The organism is Labrenzia sp. THAF191a (assembly GCF_009363335.1).
Lineage (GTDB): Bacteria > Pseudomonadota > Alphaproteobacteria > Rhizobiales > Stappiaceae > Roseibium > Roseibium algicola.
The window spans coordinates 4,122,313-4,143,853 of sequence record NZ_CP045333.1 but is presented as its reverse complement, the minus strand read 5'-3'; the positions used below and the strand labels follow the sequence as shown (position 1 = coordinate 4,143,853).

At 57.0% G+C, this 21,541-nt stretch carries 14 protein-coding genes; 9 read left to right on the top strand and 5 right to left on the bottom strand.

Going from position 1 to position 21,541, the window contains the following annotated elements; genetic code table 11:
* The first annotated feature begins 69 nt into the window (after positions 1-69).
* From FIV05_RS19145 to FIV05_RS19125, 6 genes are all read left to right on the top strand, one after another.
* A complete protein-coding gene (locus FIV05_RS19145) occupies positions 70-3,753 on the top strand; it encodes a vitamin B12-dependent ribonucleotide reductase (protein ID WP_152510638.1) in 3,684 nt (1,227 codons plus the stop codon).
* 46 nt (positions 3,754-3,799) lie between these two features.
* Positions 3,800-4,582 carry a HipA family kinase gene (locus FIV05_RS19140; RefSeq protein ID WP_353622190.1) on the top strand — a complete coding sequence of 261 codons (783 nt, stop codon included), beginning with the start codon at positions 3,800-3,802 and terminating at the stop codon, positions 4,580-4,582.
* A complete protein-coding gene (locus tag FIV05_RS19135; RefSeq protein ID WP_173013888.1) occupies positions 4,566-5,390 on the top strand; it encodes a DUF3037 domain-containing protein in 825 nt (274 codons plus the stop codon). The genes FIV05_RS19140 and FIV05_RS19135 overlap by 17 nt, the downstream gene beginning before the upstream one ends.
* A gap of 420 nt (positions 5,391-5,810) precedes the next feature.
* On the top strand, positions 5,811-5,942 hold the full coding sequence (locus FIV05_RS31920; RefSeq protein ID WP_286202205.1) for a hypothetical protein: 132 nt from the start codon (positions 5,811-5,813) through the stop codon (positions 5,940-5,942).
* Between the two features lie 26 nt (positions 5,943-5,968).
* Positions 5,969-7,495 carry a M20 family peptidase gene (locus tag FIV05_RS19130; RefSeq protein WP_152510635.1) on the top strand — a complete coding sequence of 509 codons (1,527 nt, stop codon included), beginning with the start codon at positions 5,969-5,971 and terminating at the stop codon, positions 7,493-7,495.
* A 600-nt stretch (positions 7,496-8,095) separates the two neighbouring features.
* Positions 8,096-8,581 (top strand): hypothetical protein, encoded by a 486-nt coding sequence (locus FIV05_RS19125; protein ID WP_152510634.1) that lies wholly within the window; start codon positions 8,096-8,098, stop codon positions 8,579-8,581.
* Here the strand turns inward: FIV05_RS19125 and FIV05_RS19120 are convergent, their stop codons facing one another.
* From FIV05_RS19120 to FIV05_RS19110, 3 genes are read right to left on the bottom strand one after another with little or no spacing between them, the layout of a single operon-like run.
* Positions 8,582-10,108 carry a hypothetical protein gene (locus FIV05_RS19120; protein ID WP_152510633.1) on the bottom strand — a complete coding sequence of 509 codons (1,527 nt, stop codon included), beginning with the start codon at positions 10,106-10,108 and terminating at the stop codon, positions 8,582-8,584.
* An 18-nt stretch (positions 10,109-10,126) separates the two neighbouring features.
* Positions 10,127-10,951 (bottom strand): DUF2182 domain-containing protein, encoded by an 825-nt coding sequence (locus tag FIV05_RS19115; RefSeq protein ID WP_173013887.1) that lies wholly within the window; start codon positions 10,949-10,951, stop codon positions 10,127-10,129.
* Between the two features lies 1 nt (position 10,952).
* Positions 10,953-12,401 carry a tyrosinase family protein gene (locus FIV05_RS19110; RefSeq protein WP_173013886.1) on the bottom strand — a complete coding sequence of 483 codons (1,449 nt, stop codon included), beginning with the start codon at positions 12,399-12,401 and terminating at the stop codon, positions 10,953-10,955.
* Positions 12,402-13,206: 805 nt separating this feature from the next.
* On the opposite strand from FIV05_RS19110, the gene FIV05_RS19105 reads away from it, so the two are divergent.
* The 3 genes from FIV05_RS19105 to FIV05_RS19090 are packed head-to-tail and all read left to right on the top strand — an operon-like array spanning position 13,207 to position 18,428.
* Positions 13,207-15,006, top strand: coding sequence for a FlgO family outer membrane protein (locus tag FIV05_RS19105; RefSeq protein WP_152510630.1), 1,800 nt, complete (start codon positions 13,207-13,209; stop codon positions 15,004-15,006).
* Between the two features lie 45 nt (positions 15,007-15,051).
* A complete protein-coding gene (locus FIV05_RS19095) occupies positions 15,052-16,341 on the top strand; it encodes a phosphatase PAP2 family protein (RefSeq protein WP_173013885.1) in 1,290 nt (429 codons plus the stop codon).
* 32 nt (positions 16,342-16,373) lie between these two features.
* Entirely contained in the window at positions 16,374-18,428 is a 2,055-nt protein-coding gene (locus FIV05_RS19090; protein ID WP_152510628.1) for a hypothetical protein, read from the top strand.
* Between the two features lie 42 nt (positions 18,429-18,470).
* Here the strand turns inward: FIV05_RS19090 and FIV05_RS19085 are convergent, their stop codons facing one another.
* Both FIV05_RS19085 and FIV05_RS19080 read right to left on the bottom strand, forming a co-directional pair.
* Entirely contained in the window at positions 18,471-20,027 is a 1,557-nt protein-coding gene (locus tag FIV05_RS19085; protein ID WP_022998347.1) for a DHA2 family efflux MFS transporter permease subunit, read from the bottom strand.
* A 216-nt stretch (positions 20,028-20,243) separates the two neighbouring features.
* Entirely contained in the window at positions 20,244-21,539 is a 1,296-nt protein-coding gene (locus FIV05_RS19080) for an HlyD family secretion protein (RefSeq protein ID WP_209009710.1), read from the bottom strand.
* Positions 21,540-21,541: the final 2 nt, after the last annotated feature.

The window sequence follows — 21,541 nt, the reverse complement described above, 5'->3', positions numbered from 1 at the left end:
AGTTCGGATGCAATGCGGTCAAGCCCGGTTCGGGGGAACCGGCTGTAATCTAAAAGGGGACTTGAGAAGATGCGGATCGAGCGGCGCTACACCAAGGAAGGTCAATCGCCTTACGCCAGCGTAGAATTCCGGAACGCTACCAGCGAAATCCGGAATCCTGATGGATCCATCGTGTTCCGTCTTGAGAACATTCAGGTCCCGACCCAGTTTTCACAGGTCGCGTCCGACATTCTGGCTCAGAAGTATTTCCGCAAGGCCGGCGTGCCCGCCAAGCTGAAGGCCGTAGAAGAAAACACCGTGCCGTCCTGGCTGTGGCGCCATGAGGCCGATGAGGCCGCACTGGCAGACCTGCCCGAGGACGAGCGCTACGGCTCTGAAATTGACGGTCGTCAGGTCTTTGATCGTCTAGCCGGCACCTGGACCTACTGGGGCTGGAAGGGCGGCTATTTCGACAAGGAATCCGACGCCCAGGCCTTCTACGACGAACTGCGTTACATGCTGGCGACCCAGAAGGTGGCGCCGAACTCTCCGCAGTGGTTCAACACCGGCCTGCATTGGGCCTACGGCATCGACGGCCCGGGCCAGGGTCACTTCTATGTCGACTTCCAGACCGGCAAGCTCGTCAAGTCCAAGAGCGCCTATGAGCATCCGCAGCCGCATGCCTGTTTCATCCAGTCCGTCGGCGACGACCTGGTGAACGAAGGCGGCATCATGGACCTTTGGGTTCGCGAAGCACGCCTGTTCAAATACGGCTCCGGCACCGGCTCCAACTTCTCCCACGTGCGTGCAGAAGGCGAGCGCCTGTCCGGTGGCGGCAAATCCTCCGGCCTGATGAGCTTCCTGAAGATCGGCGACCGGGCAGCCGGCGCGATCAAGTCCGGCGGCACCACCCGCCGCGCGGCCAAGATGGTCGTTGTCGATGTCGACCATCCGGATATCGAGGAATACATCAACTGGAAGGTCAAGGAAGAGCAGAAGGTGGCCGCGCTCGTCACCGGTTCCAAGATCTGCCAGAAGCACCTCGGTGCAATCATGCGCGCCTGCGTCAACTGCGAGGCGGACAACGGCGACTGCTTCGATCCGGCCAAGAACCCGGCCCTGAAGCGTGAAATCCGTGCTGCCAAGAAAATGATGGTGCCGGAAAACTACATCCAGCGCGTCATCCAGTTTGCAAAGCAGGGCTTCACCAAGATCGAATTCCCGACGTTCAACACGGACTGGGATTCCGAAGCCTATCTGACGGTTGCCGGACAGAACTCCAACAACTCGGTGCGTGTGACCGACGGCTTCCTGAACGCCGTTGTTGACGACAGCACCTGGGACCTGACCGCCCGCCGCTCCGGTGACGTTCTGAAGACTGTCAAGGCCAAGGAACTTTGGGAACAGATCGGCTATGCCGCCTGGGCTTCCGCTGATCCGGGCCTGCAGTACCACACCACGATCAACGACTGGCACACCTGCCTTGCCGATGGCGAAATCCGCGCATCCAACCCATGCTCGGAATACATGTTCCTGGACGACACGGCCTGTAACCTGGCGTCCCTGAACCTGATGCAGTTCCGCCGGGAAGACCGGTCCTTCGACATCGACAACTACGAACATGCCGTCCGCCTGTGGACCATTGTTCTGGAAGTCTCGGTGCTGATGGCTCAGTTCCCGTCCAAGGAAATTGCAGAACTGTCCTACAAGTTCCGCACCCTTGGTCTCGGCTATGCCAACATCGGCGGCCTGCTGATGACCTCCGGCATTCCGTACGACAGCGACGAAGGCCGTGCACTTTGCGGCGCCCTCACCGCGGTCATGACCGGTGTTGCCTATGCCACTTCCGCTGAAATGGCAGGCGAACTCGGCGCCTTCCCGGGCTACAAGAAAAACGCAAGCCACATGCTGCGTGTCATGCGCAACCACCGCCGCGCCGCCTACGGCGAAGCGGACGGCTACGAAGGCCTCAACACGGCTCCGGTTGCTCTTGACCATGTTTCCTGCCCGGATCAGGTGATCGTCGAGCGGGCCAAGAAGGCCTGGGATCGCGCCCTTGAGCTTGGCGAGAAGAACGGCTACCGCAACGCCCAGTCCACCGTTATTGCCCCGACCGGCACCATCGGTCTGGTCATGGACTGCGACACCACCGGTATCGAGCCTGACTTTGCGCTGGTGAAGTTCAAGAAGCTGGCCGGCGGCGGCTACTTCAAGATCATCAACCGCGCTGTTCCTGAAGCCCTGCGCAAGCTCGGTTACACCGAAAGCGAGATTGGCGAGATCGAAGCCTACGCCGTTGGCCATGGCTCCATCGATCAGGCACCGGGCGTCAACCCGTCCGCACTGAAGACCAAGGGTTTCACCGACGAGAGCCTGACCAAGCTGAAGGACGGCATGAAGTCGGCCTTTGACATCAAGTTCGTCTTCAACCGCTGGACCCTCGGCGACGAGCAGATGAAGGCGCTCGGCGTTACCGACGAGCAGCTGGAAGATCCGGAGTTCGATCTCCTGACCTTCCTCGGCTACTCCAAGGCTGACATCGAAGCCGCCAACACCCACGTGTGTGGTGCGATGACCCTGGAAGGCGCGCCCTTCCTGAAGGAAGAGCATTATCCGGTCTTCGACTGCGCCAACCCCTGCGGCCGTATCGGCAAACGCTTCCTGTCGGTGGAAAGCCACATCCGCATGATGGCAGCGGCCCAGCCGTTCATCTCCGGCGCGATCTCCAAGACGATCAACATGCCGAACGATGCGACGGTGGAGGACTGCAAGGAAGCCTACATGCTGTCCTGGAAACTCGCGCTCAAGGCGAATGCCCTTTACCGCGACGGCTCCAAACTGTCCCAGCCGCTCAACGCCCAGCTACTGGCCGATGAGGACGAAGACGAGGACGAGGCCCTCGAGGCTCTGGCCGCCAAGCCGATGGCTGCAAAGGCCGAAGTGGTTGCCGAACGCATCGTCGAGCGGATCGTCGAACGCGTTGTCCGCGAACAGGAAAAACTGCCGACCCGCCGCAAGGGCTACACCCAGAAGGCAAAGATCGGTGGTCACACCATCTTCCTGCGCACCGGCGAATATGACGATGGCCGCCTTGGCGAAATCTTCCTCGACATGAACAAGGAAGGGTCTGCGCTCCGGGCATTCATCAACAACTTCGCGATCTCGGTTTCGCTTGGTCTGCAATACGGTGTGCCGCTCGAGGAATATGTCGACGCGTTCACCTTCACCAAGTTCGAACCGGCCGGCATGGTCCAGGGCAACGACGCGATCAAGAACGCCACGTCGATACTCGACTACGTGTTCCGCGAACTGGCAGTCTCCTATCTCGGTCGTCACGACCTTGCCCACGTCCCGCCGGAAGCTTTCAGCGGCCCGGTCAGCGCTGGCGCGGTCAAGACCATGGACAAGGGCAGCTCCGGCGGTGTGGTTTCCCACGGCCTCGTCCGCGGCCAGACAGAGCGTTTCCGTCTCGTCGCCGGCAACGAGCCTTCCGGCGAGATCACCGAAGCTGTGAAAGTGGAACTCGGCACAACAATCGCTGCCCAGACCTCTGCCGTCGCAACGGCTTTCGCCCGTGGTGCCGAAGCTGCAGCAGCAGTTGAAGTGACCTCGGCCCCTGCCCCACAGGTGAAAACCGCGGCTCAGCAGATCGCTCAGGCCCGGATGAAGGGTTACGAAGGCGAGAGCTGCTCGGAATGCGGCAACTTCACTATGGTGCGCAACGGCACCTGCCTGAAGTGCGACACCTGCGGCTCCACCAGCGGCTGCAGCTGAAAACAAAAATTCGGGAGAATAACCATGAGTACTTTTGGTGAAAAAGATGGTGCAAATGGCTTTGACCCCTCTGAGGGTAGTTGAACATAGAGTAGTCAACTTTGGAACAGCGCACGCCTTCGGGCGTGCGCAGTGTGAGGATGGCAAGTATTACATTGTCAAGCGAGGTGGTATCGAACACCACTTATGCGCGACCGAGTATTTTTGTCATTCGATGGCCGATTTGCTCAATTTGCCAATACACCAATACAAACCCTTGATGATGCCTGATGGTGAATTGGTATTTGGCTCGACAGAACAAGACCCAGTCCTAAATGAACTTCTTGCCTACAGATTAATTACCGAAGGCAACAACAATCAGTATAAGATTGAAAATTTTAAAGAAATATATTCAGCTACATTGGCCTTCGATCTTGTTATCGCAAATAAAGATCGCCATGCAAACAATTTCCTATTAAAAGAAAACCCAAACTCCTCTTCCGATACCACCACAAGCACATCTGTTAGTCTTATCGACTTTGGATCTGCACAGATATTCACAGAACCTGCAACAAGCTTTCCGTTGAATATCGAAAAACAATCTAATACGATAAGACTCGCTGACAAGCTTCGTGGAGCACATGGTTTTTCAGATAACGCCGCTGAGCGCGTTCTACGAACCATTGATCAAAGCAGTGAGTTCCTCGCCGAAAGAGCCTTTTTCGGAATGCCTGAGGAATGGTTTGATCCAGTGGATCGTGAACAGTTTTTGGAAAATGTCAAAGGTGGTTTGTTGAAGCGCCAAGTTGAATTTGTTCGGAATGGAATGGAAAATGGCGTTTTTTTATAACTACGCCATCCTGCAATTGCGCCCGTTCGCGCACCGCGAGGATCGCGTAAACATTGGCGTTGTTGTCTTCGACGACGACAAGCTTGATGTTCGGATTAACGCTGAAAACAGGCTCTTCGATTATTATGAGATAGATCACAAGACAATCGACTGGGTGGTCTCCATTCTCAAGACTGAAGATGATCCGAGTTTAGAAACCGAACATCGGTTAAGCCTCGCCAGACAAATTCCAAGCATTGAAATTAGTAAAGACGGCTGGTTTTCTGTTGATGCAATCGATGACTATGAAATTCGAGTAGATTCGATACTGAATGAATATGTACGAAGGCCTCGAAAGAAAACAAAAAAAACTAAAAACAAAAAGTTAGCCACTGAAGTCGCGCAGATACTCAAGAGGTACAATGTATTGAGCAGAAGCGCCAATGACATCGACCAGCACAAAGTAATATCCAACATGCCAATTGGACCTTCTGGAAAATTGCATGTAGATTTTTTATTGAAAAACAGCAAATACCATATCACCGAAACTTTAGACTTCAGAAAATCTGAAACGGCAGGTGAACGAGAAATTAAAAATGCAGCCTTGGTCAATGTCACCTTAAGACATGCTAAAGCGGAATTCGCTGCATTGGGATCGCACTGTTACTTATTATACGCCGCCAGCAACATTGTTGAACGCTCAATATATCCAGCGCTAAAGATTGCAGAAGAGGAAAGCGACCAAATATTTAACACCGAAAGCAAAGAGGATAGAGATAGGTATTTAGATATTATTCTAGAAGCGACAGGAACTCATCTTCCCATTTAGAGTCACACCAATATTTTTTCCTGAATTTATTTGTATGATACTTTGATTTTAATAGAATACTGATCGCACACAAAGCTTAGCCGGGAGTTCGCCAAGGCCGGTTCCCACCGGCCACAGCGCGGCTCCCGGCGCCCAGACGAAAGAACCCGCCCATCGGAAACGATCGGGCGGGTTTTCTTTTTGTCAGCACCGGTTTCCGCCATTCCATGCCACGGTTCTCTATACCATCGGCATTCGAAGGGCCGCTGACAGACCATGAGCGAGTAGCCAAAGAGCCCCCCGCAAACAGAGCCGGTTTCCAGGACGACGATCGCAGGTTCAAGTAGTGCTTTCCCATCGTCGCTTTTTGACCAATTTGCAAAACAGACCACCTGATTGATCAAGATTAATTACCAAGCCCGAAAAATGGGTGCAAAATGAATGCAACTTCTCGCTAACCGGGTGACGGTCGAGAACAATAGTTGGCCTGATCGCAGTTCCGATGAGAATTTCATCCTGATCATGAAGGACGGCGAAATCTACAAGAACACAATCAGCCAGGATCGGTTCTAGTCGAACGCACACTCCAGGAGACCAACATGAAGTGCCCCACCAGATATGCGGCCGGCTTTTCACTCGTGGCTTCCATTGCCTTTGGCGCGACTGCCTTTGCGGAAGAGCCGCAGGATTTCTCTTCCAAGCAAATGAAAGGCGTCGAGCAGATTTCCATCGACGTCGACCTCGATGGCGCGGTCGAACGACTATCCAGGGCCGTGCAGTTTCCGACGATCTCGAACCAGGACCGGGACGACTTCGACACCAAGGCCTTTGAGGACTATCACGCGTTCCTTGTCGAGGCCTATCCGGAGGTACACAAGGTCTTGAAGCGAGAAATCCTCGGCGATCCCCGTCCCTACAGCCTGCTCTACACCTGGCAAGGCAAGAACCCGGATCTGGAGCCAGCCCTCTTCTACGCCCATCAGGATGTGGTGCCAGTGCCGGCGGACTCGCGAGATCAGTGGGAACAGGATCCTTTCTCCGGGGTAGTTGCCGACGGATACATCTGGGGACGTGGTGTCCTTGACGACAAGAACCAGATTCACGGCATTCTTGAAGCCGCTGAAATGAAGATCAAGGAAGGCTGGCAGCCGGAACGGACGATTTATTTCGTCTTTGGCCAGGATGAGGAAGTCGGTGGCCCGGAGGGGGCCAGATTCATTGCGGAGACCCTGGAAAAACGCGGCATCAAGCGATTTGCCTTCGTCATGGATGAGTCAGCTCCGCTGGTGCCCGGTCTGTTCCCGGGACTTCCAGACAATACGGCGCTGATCGGCATAGCGCAAAAGGGCTACGTCAGCCTGGAACTGGCGATGCATGGGGTCGGAGGTCATTCATCGCAGCCGCCCGAGGAATCGAACATCGGCATTCTCGCAAAGGCGATCACCAAGCTGGAAGCCGCTCAGTTTCCCTACCGCATTCATCCTGCGCTGCGTCATCAGTATCGTTACCTCGGGCCTGAACTGGACGAAGCCTATCAACCGCTTTATGCAGCCGTTGCCTTCGGCAAGGACGGCGAGATGACCGATCTCGAAAAGCAGTTTGTCGAGGTCATGGCCGGCAATCAGGTCACTCGGGCCATGATGCATACGACAATCGCCGTCAGCATGTTCAATGCCGGCATCAAGGATAACGTTCTGCCACCTTCAGCGACGGCCGTCGTGAACTTTCGCCCCATGCCCGGCGACACGCCCGAGGTCATCATCCAGCACGTAAAGGATGCCATCGGCGACGACCGCATAACCATTCGTGACATCTCCGCCTCGACACCTGCTACCGCCATGGCTGACCCCGAAGGCCCCGGCTACAAGGCACTGGAAAAGACCATTCGTCAGATCTGGGGCAATGATCTCGTCGTGGCACCGTTCTTCGTGATCGGCGGCTCGGATTCAAAACACTTCCAGGCCCGGCCGTTCGCTCCGGACGTTTTTACCATCACCGGCATCCAGCTTGAAAACACGAAGGAATTTGAAGGTTTCCATGGTGTCAATGAGCGCATCAGGGTCGATGAATACGGCAAGACCATCGGCTTCTTCTACCAGATGATGGACAATCTGGATGACCTGTAACATCAAAACCTATGGATGTTTTCGCACGCGGTTCGGACACCGCGAATGGGGTGCGCACTTCCCATATTTCCAAAAGTAGTCGACCTACGTGTTACCACTATCAATGTCTATCAAACTCGGAAGGCATGAACTTGTTCAGGTGACTGCCCTGCTCACCGGCGGGTCATTGAATTCCTGCAACGCGTCTGAGGACACCAGGAGGCCAAACTGCTGCGCTTGCTGCTTCTGACACCGGACAGTCTTCTTGATCCGCATGGCGCCCTCAGACCCTTCGTCTGTGAGGCACTGGATGCGATTGGTCGGATGAGAGGTGAAACGGGAGCTCGGCTTGCTTTTGCGCTGGTTGTTCGCACGTCAAATGACGCAGCTGCAGTCCTGTCCACCTTGAGAGAGCTACGGCTTCCAGCTGGCCCGTCCCAGGTCATTGAGACGAACAAACCCGGCGTTGACACAACAATCCTGGGAGAATTGCAGGAACGTTTCTCAGTAAATGACCCCGCATCGGAATGTGTTTTGATCGACGCCGGACCCGGCAGCACGGATGGCGCTCTTCCGCCAGGTTTACCGAAACTTCTTCTGGAAGAGACTGGCGCCGATGGAATGTCTGGCTGGCCGGCAATGCTATTGAAGATTGCCGGAAAAACCGGAAGAAACGCGGCCGAGAACCTGCAACTGGTGCTGCCGGTTCTGGCGGCCGCGGAAGGTGTTGTCGACCTCCAGCAAGTTTCGTTCCGCCCGGAGCGGATCGAAGCAGAAGGTCATTGCCTGATATCCGTGGAAGACAGCGCACTTGGCGCCCTCTCCGGCTTGTTCCTGAACCTTCCCACGTCGTTCGTCATTGAACAGCCGGATAGCCCTCACCCTGTCGCATTCAAAGAGGTTGCTGAAGACACGATCCAGGAGGCAAAGGCCTACATTCAAAGCCTGCGGGCCAATGGCCAGCTTCAGATGGCACCAGGTGAGACAGGCCAAGCTGAAGCAGGAGAACTGGAAGGCATGGCGTCACCGCTTCTCGGTCAACCAACGCACTATGTCGAAACTGATGAGACCGGCAGACGCATACTTCGGCGAAGGGGCTTCAACTGATTAGGTGCACAGGAAGGCCCTTGCCGTGCCTGGAAGAGCGTGACACCGGCAATTGAAACGCTTTCGGAGCAATCGACGCTCCTCCCCCACGTTACTGACCACATGGCTCACGGTACCGATCGTATCGTCGCCTGCCCGGCTGTGAGCCTCTTCGGAAATCTGACCGGCGGCATGCAGGCTGAAGACAAAGCTTTGCGCCTCGACAGCGGATTGCCGAACTGTCTCCACCTCGCCCAGCAGGGCGGCATTCCCGTTTTGCTCACCGATGAGGACGTCTTCCTCGACGTAGCAATAGACGCCTTCCAGATCGCTGGCGACATCTGCGAGCGAGACCTTCTGGCGCCGACGAACGGCTGCAACCGACTGGTCGCCAAGCTGCAGCCGGCTGCCGTAGAACCGCTGATCCGTATCATCTCCGGTGACTTCCAGCAGGCTGCGGCGAGAGGCCTGTGTCAGCACATCACGAACGGATTGAACGGTCTCCGAAGGCGGCCGGCCAGCCAGAACCACGGTGGGGGATGTCAGTTGTTCGGCATTCAACAGCACATTATGGGCCTCGAACCCGTCCCGGATCGCCTGGGCATTGACCCCGGCATTGCGCATTCCGTCCGCAATCAGCATGGCGTTGCCGACAGCCTGAAAAAATCGAGGTTTAAGTGGCGCCGTACGCGCAGCAGCAACCAGCAGCTCTCCCGCTGTCCTTGCCGCTGCCAGCAATCCTTTTTCGCTCTCCACACCGCGCGACTGATAGATGTTCGTCAGCGTGTCGTAAAAACAACCGCTGAAGATCATGCCCAGCGAATGTACTTCGTTGATCAGAACGCCCGGGCCACCTGACACCGGCAAGGAGGCCGGCATCACCCATTGATGTGTGTTGAGAGCGCGCCGTGGGACCGCCGCATTGTGATTTGCGTCGACCAGGACGGCAATACCGTGGGACAGATCCTCTGCAGTGGTCTCGACAAAGTTCTTCTGTCTCAACAGCCCTTGATCCGCAAGCAGCTGGCGGGTCGCCTTGTCCTGAAGCGCGACGAGAATTGCGATGCAGTCTCCGAAGGCTTCGTGAAAAGCACCCGGCTCCGCCTGAAAAGCACCCCATAGATCCGGGCGGATTGCGTCCAGAAAGGCATGGCCCGCCTCGTGTGCGACAACATCGGTACTTGCCCCTGAGCGGTAACTGTCTCCCCCGGCAGCATCCACCTGAAAAAACGAAAGCGAAAGCCTGTCGTAAAAGGCGTTGAGTTGGGGCTGCCCCGGTGTCTTGTGTTTCAGCCGCAGGGTTTTCCCGTTCTGCCACGTGGTCAGCGTGCTCCCGTCGATCAACTCCCAAAGGTCGATGGCTCTGAGAGCGGCCTCGCGGCACTGCCAGAACAAAAAGCCGTCGCTGTCAGTTGGATATGTGTCTTCCGGGACGGAGCCCAGATAGACATACCGGGCCAGTTCACCTGGTCGCTCAGCATGCGCCTCGATGACGGCTGCAGGCGGGTGTCCGGCTCTCGGGTCGTTCGGAATGAAATTGATCGGCATGATTTCCTCCTCTGACCGTCAATGGCGTTTCCGGACAGGTTGGCTTGTGGCAGCAAGCGGCTTGGTGTGGGGCAGACTGAGCCTGTTCGCTCTGCGTCCTCCTGGCAGGAGCGACACCCCCAGGACAGTTTCCAGTGCCGGAGGCAGGCGCCAGACTGGGGGAGCAGGCGGTGCAATCCGGTCGGCGAAAAGATAGAGACCTGTCAGCACCATCACGGCAATGTGGCCGGTCTCCACCTGCAAAGGCACAAGCATCCAAGGCCAGCAGGCAAACACACAGGCCGCCCCGGTTCGAAGTCCGAACCAGCAACTATCAGCCTGTGCCTCTTGTCCGAAAGCTGCAATCCGGCTGGTGCCGTGGCACTTGTTTCTGGCCCATTGGGCAAGCGGTGACATGCTCCAAACGACAGAGACACCGAGCGCCAACGACAGGTCGATCCAGGCGCCGGCAAGCGCCAGGACAAACGCCAGTGGCACAAGCAACAGGCCGGACAAAATCCAGACGCAGAGATAACCGAGCAGAAAGGCAATACTTGCAGCCAACTTTTGGGATGCATGCACCACTCGTCCGACATAAGACAGATTGGCAGCGACCAGCGGCGCCATCATGGCCACGACCATCAGGATCCAGTCCGCGGCTACCGCTTGCAAGATCTGCGAGAATTGAAGGTTCGGTGCGGGTAGAAAAACGGATTGCGCAACATTCAGGCGCCCGCAAAGAGCAGCGACGTTCGAAGCAGGTTGTGCGAAACCGAGCAGAAGGTAGCTGCCCGCGCTCAAGGCAACCAGCCAGGGCATTGCGCCCCGACTGGTCTGCACGGCAAAGGCCGTCAGCCGGGACATGTCATCTAACCCTGAGACGGTAGATGCTGATCCGGTCGACGGTAATTTCCGACGTGGTTCCCTCTGGCTGAACGAGACTGACTTCAAGCTCCTGGATTGCAGCACCAGCACGCGCCTGCATGGCCGCAACCTTGTCGGTGATTTCCACGGTTGATGACAGGCCGTTGCCTGCGTGCGAGCCGTCGGTTGAACTGGCCTTGCCAAGGCCGAAGAACACCAGAGTTTCGTTGATTTCCGCATCCGGTATGCCTGGCGCAACAACCCTCACGGATAGAACACCGCTCGGAGAGTTTCCCCGGACACCTTCAACGTTGAGATAAAGTCGCTCCGCTGCCGCCGGCGCTGCAGCAGCAAGGGCCGCAGCTGGCGCTGCAGCCAGCTTCACGCGTGCCGTTACCGGACTTGCGGTAACCTGCAGCACCTCGTCGTTTGCCCCGACGAGTGTCGAAGTGCCCCGGCCTGTCGGTGTGGTGGCCATTGAAATCCCCACGGTGGGCGTAATGCCCGTTCCATCGATCAGATTATCATAGACCGGCGCAAGAGCCGCGCCCGGCAGCGTGTCTTCCGGCGTGAAAATGGAAATATTTTGCTGTGCGTCCGGCATCGCGAACTGGCGCGGGAACGGCCCGTTGAGCCAGGGCCGGCTGGTTTCCTGGGAGTTGCCTCCCCCGGTCATCCAGGCCGCCCACAAGCGGTCGATGTTGCAGTGGTGAACCCAGAAGATCGGATCGAGACCGGCAAAATCCGGATCGTACATCCAGCCGGTCGGACTGGGCGGTACGTTGCCGCCAACCATGACATGCACGAAATTGTGCGGGTCACTTTCAACCGCCCCATAGGCATTGCCCTGCTGGTCGAAGCCGCTGATAGGCCCGCCATATCCAAGCGTACCGGGTATCGATGTGTAAACGGTCTGCGTGGTTTGCGCGTCGAGCGAAATGTCGACATTGATCCAGGCCTGCGGACCAAGTTTCACGGCAGGGCCACGAAACGCGTTGGCCAACGGGTTCGGCGTGTTGTCACCCGGAATGGTGCTGTCCAGGAATTCCTGCGGATAGTCTCGCGACGCCGGATCAGCCCCGTTGAGATAATTCCAGTAGGGCAATGCCCATGTCGTCGGACCGCCCTGGCTGACAATCCAGTCTGCCAAGATTGCCTCGAACGCATGCAGATAGCCCCTGTGCCAGGGCAGGAAAAACCAACCCGCGTGCTGACACTGGTTGAACATCAATCGTTGCTCGTCGGCGTTTGGTGCCGGCGTAGTCGATGAAATGATGTTCTGGTCAATCCAGCCCTGCGGGTTGATGCCGTGGATCGCTGCCAGATAGAGCCAGCTTGTCCGATCACGCAATTGGCGCGACCGCAGTTCACCAACGGCTCGCGCATACCAAAGCATCGTGTCGGACCATGGCCCGCCGAGCTTGGCAATGTCTTTTCTTATGCCTGCCATTATTTCCTCCCATTGAAAACTCGAGAGAACGGTCATCTGAATTTTGAAAAGCGAAAATTTACTTGCAGCGCCTGCAAATCAAAAGCGCATCAATCTGTTTTTCAAACAGGCAGCTACGTTAGCATGAAATAACGAAGATGTAACGCCCTAGGTTGACGGAATGCGACAGCAATACCATTACGTGTATTGAAAGTTGCAATATTCCAAGATCCCCCTCTTCCCGGTGTTCGAAGGCGAAATCACTTCGACTGGCTAGATACCCGTAACTCAACAAGAAGGCTGGCCAGATAGCCGGCTCACACGGATCCATGACCTCCGCCAGTGCCGGCAGGTGCCGGTTTCGGCCACTTCACGAAAGAGAGCGCGGCGACAAGGGCAAGGAACAAGCCTGTCAGGATCAGGAAAATATCCAAGAAGGACAGCCGGAAGGCTTCACGAGTGCCAATTGCACCGAGAGCACATCGCCTCCCTGTTTTCCGACGATCGAGTGCAAATGCGCATCCAAAACAATCAAATTTAAATATTTAAGGAAAACTTCCCTAGCGTAATAAATGTATTGCTTTACAGATGGCTAGATTGAAGGCAAGCTAGAAGCGACAAAAAGAAAGATATTATCGAACACGCAAGTGGACACGGAGCGATTTCGCCTGGCCGTGGCGTAGCTCGCGTTGAAAACGCGTATGAAAACCTGTCTATGCGAAACAATCATTATTCGTCATATCATTACTTCTGGGAAAAATTGGTGCCTAATATTTGATTTTAGACTGTTTTCAGGTGGTACGATTTTGTCGCTGCGAGGAAATTCATGCAGGCAGCCGCTGAATACCGAAAGCCCGTACGGCTATTCGAAAAATGGGAGAATCGGCAGAAAGTAATACTTTTTGCCGACGTAGTTGGATCTGCGCGGCTGTTTACGACCGCCGACAATGCATCCATAGGAGCTTGGCTCTCCTTTGTCGCCTACCTGAAAGATGACCTTCTGCCGGAACACGATGGCAGGCTCGTGAAGTCCTTGGGCGACGGCATTCTGGCTGAAATCGAGCACGCAACAAGCGCAGTCCGGTTTGCAATGCGTCTCACCGCGGAACTAGCAAAAATCAACGAGCAACTCCCTGCCGTGAACCGGTTGCAGGTACGCATCGGTATCGACACCGGCGACGTGCTCACCACCGGCGATGACGACATTTATGGCAACCACGTCAACATCGCCGCCCGTCTCATGTCGCTTGCCCGCCCCGGAGAGATTGTTGCCTCCGCGGAGGTCAGGGATGCATTGGCAAGCGAACTCGACGCGGAATTCGAGGATCTTGGGGATTGCCACCTCAAGAATGTCGCCGAGACGGTGCGGGCCTTCAGGGTTCATCCCGTGGGAACTCACCCGAGCATTTTCCCGTTACAGCAATTCGAAGACCTGTTCCCCACCGTCGCGGTTATTCCCTTCACGCCACGCAGCAGATCAAGAGACAATTACGTGCTCGGTGAAGTGCTCGCAGAGGAATTGATCGTCGCACTGTCGCGGTCCACGGAACTCAATGTCATTTCCCGCCTGTCGACGACAGGTTTTCGCATGCGGAACATCTCCCTTGCCAAGATTTCGGAGACGCTTCAGGCAGATTTTGTCCTGTCCGGAACCTATAGCGGCGATGCGAACCACGTAATTTTGGACGCAGAACTCGCCGACGCGAAAACCGGCCGCGTGATTTGGTCGGATCGCCTGAGCGAAGAGGTTCCTACTCTCCTTAGCGATTCATCCGTCATGTATCAGTTCGCCAAGGACTGCCACGCGGCAATCTTCCGGAGCGAGGTGCAACAGGCACTGTCCTGCCCGATGCAGACGCTCGATGCCTATTCGCTTCTGATGAGCGCGATCGGACTGATCTACAGGCTCTCGCGCCACCATTTCGAATACGCCGCCGAACTTCTTGACGAACTGATCCACCGTTCGTCGCGCCAACCCGCAATGGCCCTGGCATGGAAGGCAAAATGGCACGTTCTGGCGGTTCAACAGGGTTGGACGGATTCGCCCGAGCGCGAAAAATCCCTTGCCTTGAGTTGCACGCAAACCGCGCTCGACCACGACCCGACAAATGTCACGGCCCTTGTTTCCGAAGGATTTACCCTCACCAATCTCGCGCACAAGCTCGAAGAAGCTGAACAGCGTTACAACATGGCCCTTGAATACAATCCGAATTACGCCATGGGCCGCCTGCTGCGCGGCACTCTCTTCGCGTTCAAGGGAGCTGGCGAGGAGGCTGTCAAGGACACGGAACTGGCCCTCCGCCTGTCTCCCATCGATCCCTACAGGTACTTTTTCCTGTCGCTTGCGGCATCCGCCTGCGTTACGGCCGAAAAATATGACCGCGCTCTCGAGTTCGCCAACCAGTCGCTTCGCTCCAACCGCGCGCACACCTCGACGCTGCGTGCCAAGGCTGTCGCGGAAATGCGTCTTGGACACACCGAACTGGCAGCCCGGACCATCAGCGAACTGCGCGAGCGTCAGCCGGATCTGACCGTAAGCCGCTGGCTGAAGAATTCGCCAAGTGCGCAGTTTCAGGTTGGGAAGGACTTCGCCGAAACCCTAAGGCAAGCCGGACTGCCGCCCTGAGAATGAAGTGGAACCGGCCAATCGAACAGGTAGGGAGAGTTAGTCATGACACCTAGGGAAACAGCATATCCGGCGGGCGGCTTCGGGGGGGTCGGAGGATTTGGGGGCTTCGGCGGCTTCGGGGGATTTGGCGGGTTCGGAGGGTTTGGGGGCTTCGGAGGATTTGGCGGTTTTGGCGGGTTTGGCGGCGCCCCTTCCTTCGATGCACCGCTGATCGTGAACGCGCTGATCACCAATCACGATGGCATTGCCGGAACCTGGCAGACTGTCACGGCGGCCATCCAGGAGAACTGCCCGGAATACGATGCCTTTCTAGGCCGTCTCTCTCCGGAAGTCCGGCAAAGCATTTACGCACTTGAACTGGCATCGAGGCTCGGTTTCACCTTCAAGTTTGAGGGAACGTGCTCCGGAACGGCTCAGGTATGGCACCTGAACGTGACCAGCAACCCTGACGGGACCGATACACCACTCGCGGCTTATGCCATGCTCGCCAGGATGTCTCGCCCAACCATGGCGATCTTCAAGAAGCAGCTCGATCTCGTGGCAAATTATGCAGATCTGCGGCAGGATCGTGCTGCGGAAATTATCGCCCAACTCAGCACACCTGTTGAATTTCTGCGGTCAATCGCATTCATCGCGCCGGCTCGAACACCATTTACGATCGAGCTGTTGGCAACTGCGCAAGGTCTCGCCAATCTGGTGGAGATGCGGATCAAGTATGCCCTGGCCTGCAAGCGTCCGATAGAATTCTCCCCGCAGATCCAGCCGATGATCCTGACGCCCACGCACGGCACCCTGCCGAGCGGTCATTCAACGGAAGCCTTCACGCTGGCCCGGGTTCTTTGGCTCCTTCTGAGGGATGCCGGTGTCGTACCTTATGACGACACGATCTGGGGCAAGATGTTCATGCGTCAGGCTTCGCGCATTGCAGTAAACCGCACCGTCGCGGGTGTACATTTTCCGGTCGACAGCGAGGCCGGCGCAATTCTCGGGCTCACGCTCGGCGCCTATTTCGCGGGTCGGTGCCAGGGTTCCAATGAAATCAAGGGATGGGCCTTCCACGGCGACCAGTATCCTGACAGCCGGGATTTCGACTGGACTCAGCTCTATGATCCGGCAACCCACACCCAGAAGGACCCGGGAGCCTGGGCCGATGAAACCACAACGTCCCTCACCGGCACGACCATTCAATCCAGGCCGCTGGCCTGGCTGTGGAACCGCGCAAAGCAGGAATGGCTCGACCTGAGGGAACCCTGTGCCGGTGGCAGCAGCGGTGGCGGAATACTCGAGGATGGTGGTGATGGTGCCGCGCCTTTGGAAGACGACGGCTCGTGATCGCATAGCAAAGTCGAACCGGAGGTCAAGTCATGTCGGATACCAACGGAACCTTTGATGAATTTTCTATCGATCCGGTCACGAACTGGCGGCTGGCTGTTGCAGCAAAGTTCGGAACCGGCGAAGAAGACCCTTGGTGGGACATCCTCGTCGAGCTCGATGACATCTCGCTCGATGATTTGATCGCCAGGGCCAAGGATATCGGCGGCGGCAACGGGCTTGAGGACGCAGTCCTCATCCCGAATTTCTATACCGCGCAACAGCGGGCGGCCAAAGAAGCGATCCTGTATCCCTCACTCTACGCAAAAGAAATCTTCTTGCAGGAAGCAACGAGGAACGCGGGACAACTCGGCATCAAACGCATCGTTCTTGGAACTGTCGTTCCGGTTGGACAGCTCGACACGAGCGTGCAGATCATGCCCGGAAATTTGCCGGAAATATTTGTCGAGGATGGTTCCGTTGTTACCGCTGTCATCGACAACGGCATCGCGTTCGGCCATGAACTTTTCCGGAAAGCCGACCCAAATGCGTCACGCGTTTCCTTTGCCTGGATCATGGACGCCAGACCGCGGACCGGCACCCTCGTCGTCCCGCAGGGGCACGCCCTTGCCAGGAGCGAAATCGACGGGTTGCTTGCCACGAACACGGCCAGCGGGCTCCTCGATGAGAATCGATTCTACAGTCAGTGCGGATTGATCGACTACAACTGGCCCGGCCTCAAGCCCGCCGCCATGCGCGTGTCCCACGGCACACATGTGATGGGACTTGCCACCGGCTACCAACCCGGCACGAAGGACAACACGCGCCCCATCATTTGCGTGCAGCTGCCAACCGACCTCACCATGGATGTCAGCGGAGCGCAGATCCTGCCAGCTCTGGGCCGCGCGATCGACTTCATCAAGATACACGCGGAACGCTTCCGGCTCGACACCAATCACGGCAAGCGGATCCCGCTGGTGGTCAATTTCAGTTTCGGGAATTTTGCAGGACCGCACGATGGTACCGGTCTGATCGAAGCGAAGATCGATCACGAGCTTCACTCGACCACCCAGCGTGAAATCCAGGTGGCTCTTCCTGCCGGGAACGGCAATCTGGCGCGCACACACGCGGAGATCACTTTCACGGACGAGGATACGGGTAACGTCAGGCCCGCAAGCCTCGACTGGCGCATTCAGCCTGACGACCGCAGCGCGAGCTACGTCGAAATCTGGATGCCGCCGAAGGAGAATCCCGACAACCTTGTGAGAGTGCGCGTTACGCCCCCCGTGGGACCGAGCAGTGCGCCGGTTTCAACAGTGCCTGGAGAGACTGCGATCCTCCATTCCGGAGATAACGTGGAATTCGGCCGGATCCTCTATACCCCTCCCCACGCGCCAACCTGGCGCGGTTGCATTGTCGTCGGCGTTCACCCGACCTTTCATCACGACGTCACGGATCACTTGGCACCTTCGGGTGTCTGGAAAATCGAAATCGAGAATGTTGCCCTGACCGAAGCCGACCGGGTTCAGGTCTGGGTCCGGCGCGACGAAACCTTGCCCGGGTTCCCGGCATTGGGGCGTCAATCCTATTTCGACAATGACGACTATCAGCGTTTCGACAGCTTTGGTGCCCCCTTGCCGATCGATCCGCCCGGATCCGATTGCCTGGTCAAGCGCAGCGGCACCATAAGCGGCTTTGCCTGCGGCGAGTTTCCCGCCGTTCTTGCTGGATATGTCGAAACCCGCAACGATCTGGCCGGCTATTCTGCCGCCGGCCCGGTAACAACAGCATTCAATGCTACCGGTCCGACGAGAAATGGTCCGGATGCAGCCGCGGTCAGCGACGACACACCGGTCCTGCGAGGCATATTGAGTGCCGGATCACGCTGCGGGTCGCTGGTGTCTCTCGACGGAACCAGTGTCGCGACACCTCAGGTTGCCCGATGGATGGCCGACAGGCTTGCACAAGGCCAAACCGCAACGAAGGGTGACGTCAGTGCACAAGCCGCATTTGACGATCATCCGCCACCATCGAGACCGGCCAATACGCGAATTGGCAGCGGTCGGATGCAACGAAGAATTCGTTTCGGACCGGACAGAAAGGCCTGATCGACACGGCAGCTCTCGTCCGGATGATCCACTATCTTGAAATCAATGACCGCCACCACCGGCAGGTGCCGGTTTCGGTCGTTCCACGAAATAGAGCGCGGCAACGAGAGCGAGGAACAAGCCTGTCAGGATCAGGAAAATATCCGAGAAGGAAAGCAGGAACGCTTCGCGGGTGACGATGCCAGACAACGTCTTCAATGCCGCCGTTTCCGCATTCTGACCCAGTTCCGAGAACGCATGTGTCATGTTGGTCAATGTCTCATTGACGACGGGACGCGACCAGTTGACCGTTTCGGAAATACGTTCGTAGTGGAAATCCTGCCGATTGGTCAGCAGCGTGTTGATCACCGCAAGACCGACGGCACCTCCCAGGTTCCGGGTCAGGTTGAACAGGCCAGATGCGTTCTTGATCATCTGCGGCGGCAACATACCAAGGGCGATATTGTTGATCGGTACCATGCACAGCATCAGCGAGCAGCCACGCAGGATCTGCGGAACCAGCAGTTCCCAGAAATCCCAGTCGTGCGTAATACCGGTTACCATGTAGGTGCCGATCGCGAAGCCGGAGAAGCCGATTGCCATCATCACACGCGGATCGAGCACGGACATCAGCCGCCCCGCAATCGGGGCTGTAAGGAACATGGCAAGACCGCTCACGAACATTGTCTCGCCAATCTGCAGCGAGGTGTAGTCGCGAACGCCGCTCAGATAGACCGGATAAAGATATGTCAGGCCGTAGAGCCCCACCCCCATGATGAAGCTGAAAAGACTGCCCATGGCGAAGTTCTTGTCGGCAAAGGCTCTCAGATCGACAATGGGTTCTCGCGCCGTGAAAGCCCGCCAGAAGAAGATCGCAGCGCCCAGCACAGTGATTGCGGAAAAGAAAACGATCTCGCCGCTCTGGAACCAGTCTTCGCCCGAGCCTTCTTCAAGAACGAATTCCAAAGAACCGAGGAAGATGGCCATGGCCGCGAAGCCATACCAGTCAAAATGATCGAGCAGAGACAGATCCGGCTCGTCGAAATCGATCAGGGTAACAGCGGCAAGCGTAACGAAGATGCCCGGCACCACGTTGATCAGGAACAGCCAGTGCCAGGAGCCGAATTCGGTGAGATAACCGCCGAGCGTCGGACCGATGGTCGGTGCCAGCGTTGCGACAAGACCGATCACGGGAGAGATGACGTTGAACTTTTCACGCGGGAAAATCAGATAAGCTGTCGCGAAAACCGTCGGGATCATGCCGCCACCGAGAAACCCCTGCAAGGCACGATAGACGATCATTTCCTCGATCGTGGAGGCAGTGGCACACATCAGGCTCATCACTGTGAAACCGGCCGCTGACAGCGCAAACATCCAGCGCGTCGACAGCATGCGCGAGAGGTATCCGGACAACGGGATCATGATGACTTCCGCTATCAGGTAACTTGTCTGCACCCAGGGAATGTCGTCCTGGGAAGCCCCAAGCCCGGCCTGGATTTCCGACAGGGACGCGGACACGATCTGGATATCCAGAATCGCCATGAACATGCCGAACACCATGCAGAGGAAGGTGAACAGCTTGCGTCCGTCGATGGATGCGCTTTGTGCCGTCTCGCTCATGTGACGTAGCCTTGAACCGGCGGTCATTCAGCCGAAAGAGACGGAATGGCCTGTGGCCGATCATTCGATACTGTTGGAACATCCGCGCAGCTGACGCTGTCGGCGGTCTGCTCTTCAAAGGGGCGGCATCCGCAAGATGCGGATACCGGGCTTGTGCGGTTGGAGGCCGCGGGGAGGACTTGATTTGATACGGACCCTTGACCCGCACCTGAAGATCTAGTGGAGCGCCGACAAGGCGACGTTGGCTTTCTGGCCACCTGTTCTGGTGTCGACTTCGACAACCACCGACATGCCAGCTCGCAGATGTCCGCTTGTTATTTCTTCTTCCGGAACCTTGATCTTCACCGGCACGCGCTGAACCACCTTGGTGAAGTTGCCGGTCGCATTTTCTGCCGGCAGCAGACTGAATACGGAACCGGTCGCAGGCGCAATGCTTTCGACGGTTCCCTTGATCGGTTGGTCCGGATAAGCGTCGACGGAGATTTCAACCTCTGCCCCGGGCTGAATTCCCTCGAGCTGAGTTTCCTTGAAATTCGCATCGATGTGAGTGTCGGCCAGCGGCACGATCGCGGCAATTCGGCTTCCCGGCTGCAGCAGGGAGCCGACCTGGGCTGCCCTGTTGCCGACGATGCCATCGACCGGTGCCCGAATGATTGTAAAGGCGAGGTCGCGTTCGGCTTTCTCAAGAGCTGTCTTGGCAGCAACCACTGCCTGTTCGGCTTCTTTCTTCTGGCCGTTGAGCACATCGATATTGGCTTTGGCCAGCGTCACTGCCGCCTGCGCATTCTCCAGATCCGCCTGCGCGCCTTTCAGTGTGGCATCGGCGGTATCAAGCGTTGCCTGGCTCGCAAACTTGTTGTCCGCCAGTCTTTTCTGACGATCGAAGTTCGCGGAAGCTTCGTCCTTCTGCGCCTTGGCAGAAGCAACAGACGCTTCAGCCTGCAGCACGGAGGCCTTGGCAGCCGTAATCTGGGTCGCGATACGATCGACCGTTGCGCGGGCACTGTCGATGGAATCCTTTGCGGACTGGACGGCAAGCTTATAGTCGCCATCGTCGATCTTCAGCAGCACGTCACCGGCTTTCACGCGTTGATTGTCGCCGATAGCGACCGACGCAACATAACCGGACACCTTGGAAAGGATGACGGTGATATCCGCGGTCACATAGGCGTCGTCCGTGCTGGCAATGAATCTGCCTTCGGTCCACCAATGGTACGCCTCATATCCGCCAAAGCCGAGACCGGCGAGCAGAACCAGCGTGAATACCCGCTTGGCCTTGCCTTTCTTTTTCGGTGGAGGCGCTTCTGCGGTGGTTGTTGCGGTTGTTACCTGTGCCTGAGACGAAACTGCCACCTGCCCGCCTTTGTCATCGCTTGTGTCTTTCGCGGAAGATGGTGTTGCCTGTCCGCTCTTCGAGGCTACTGAAGTCTCGTTGTCTTGATCCTGGCGGCTCGCAGCCTGCGGCCCACCACCGATCGCGCCGCTTTCGTTGCGGCCTTCTCTGAGTGCCACGA

Excerpts from the sequence above, each read along its gene's own strand:
- FIV05_RS19145 (WP_152510638.1), top strand. The coding sequence starts at position 70 with ATGCGGATCGAGCGGCGCTACACCAAGGAAGGTCAATCGCCTTACGCC.
- FIV05_RS19140 (WP_353622190.1), top strand. The coding sequence starts at position 3,800 with ATGGTGCAAATGGCTTTGACCCCTCTGAGGGTAGTTGAACATAGAGTA.
- FIV05_RS19135 (WP_173013888.1), top strand. The coding sequence starts at position 4,566 with ATGGCGTTTTTTTATAACTACGCCATCCTGCAATTGCGCCCGTTCGCG.
- FIV05_RS31920 (WP_286202205.1), top strand. The coding sequence starts at position 5,811 with ATGCAACTTCTCGCTAACCGGGTGACGGTCGAGAACAATAGTTGGCCT.
- FIV05_RS19130 (WP_152510635.1), top strand. The coding sequence starts at position 5,969 with ATGAAGTGCCCCACCAGATATGCGGCCGGCTTTTCACTCGTGGCTTCC.
- FIV05_RS19125 (WP_152510634.1), top strand. The coding sequence starts at position 8,096 with ATGTCTGGCTGGCCGGCAATGCTATTGAAGATTGCCGGAAAAACCGGA.
- FIV05_RS19120 (WP_152510633.1), bottom strand. The coding sequence starts at position 10,108 with ATGCCGATCAATTTCATTCCGAACGACCCGAGAGCCGGACACCCGCCT.
- FIV05_RS19115 (WP_173013887.1), bottom strand. The coding sequence starts at position 10,951 with ATGTCCCGGCTGACGGCCTTTGCCGTGCAGACCAGTCGGGGCGCAATG.
- FIV05_RS19110 (WP_173013886.1), bottom strand. The coding sequence starts at position 12,401 with ATGGCAGGCATAAGAAAAGACATTGCCAAGCTCGGCGGGCCATGGTCC.
- FIV05_RS19105 (WP_152510630.1), top strand. The coding sequence starts at position 13,207 with ATGCAGGCAGCCGCTGAATACCGAAAGCCCGTACGGCTATTCGAAAAA.
- FIV05_RS19095 (WP_173013885.1), top strand. The coding sequence starts at position 15,052 with ATGACACCTAGGGAAACAGCATATCCGGCGGGCGGCTTCGGGGGGGTC.
- FIV05_RS19090 (WP_152510628.1), top strand. The coding sequence starts at position 16,374 with ATGTCGGATACCAACGGAACCTTTGATGAATTTTCTATCGATCCGGTC.
- FIV05_RS19085 (WP_022998347.1), bottom strand. The coding sequence starts at position 20,027 with ATGAGCGAGACGGCACAAAGCGCATCCATCGACGGACGCAAGCTGTTC.